We start from the raw sequence: 541 nt of genomic DNA, 5'->3' as shown, positions 1-541 counted from the left end.
TCGGCCTTCCCGCACAGACGGCGGACGACGATGCAGCGATGGAGCTTGCGCTGCGCAGATTGCGGGTCTTTTTCTTGCTGCAGGCCGCTCCCTCGCCCGCCGTACTGAAGCAAGACGCAGCTTTCCTCGAACGACGCGAGCGTTTCGCGTCCGCGGTCGCAGGTGTAGGACATTCAAACCTCGCGCCCGACGGTGCGATTGAACGTTTACGGTTCATCGACCTTTTCGCCCGGGGAGATGAGGGGACGGTGCCGTATGTGGGTGCGATGACCAATCCGGATCCTGCAGTGCAGCGGGCTGTTGCCAAAGGCACCAACTTGCATCTTGGCATTCCCTTTCATGGAGAACTAGTCCACCCGCCCATCTCTTACGCCGACGTGCTTGAGGGCAAGCTTCTCCCCGATCAACTCAAGGGCCGCACGATCGTGGTCGGGCCGTCGCGTAATGTCGCGCTGGGCACGTTCGCCGTGCTGTGGTACGTCGCTACCGGCACCGGCACCGGCACGACATTGGTCTCCTCAACGGAAGTCCACGCGAGCGC

The 541-nt window shown here is 62.5% G+C and carries 1 pseudogene; it reads left to right on the top strand.

The window, feature by feature from the left end:
• Nucleotides 1-38: 38 nt before the first annotated feature.
• Nucleotides 39-541, top strand: a pseudogene (locus tag QN413_RS27090) (hypothetical protein); the annotation flags it as partial.

Source organism: Variovorax sp. LG9.2 (genome assembly GCF_035018885.1).
Taxonomy (GTDB): Bacteria; Pseudomonadota; Gammaproteobacteria; order Burkholderiales; family Burkholderiaceae_C; genus Variovorax.
This window is presented reverse-complemented; position numbering and strand designations above follow the sequence as displayed.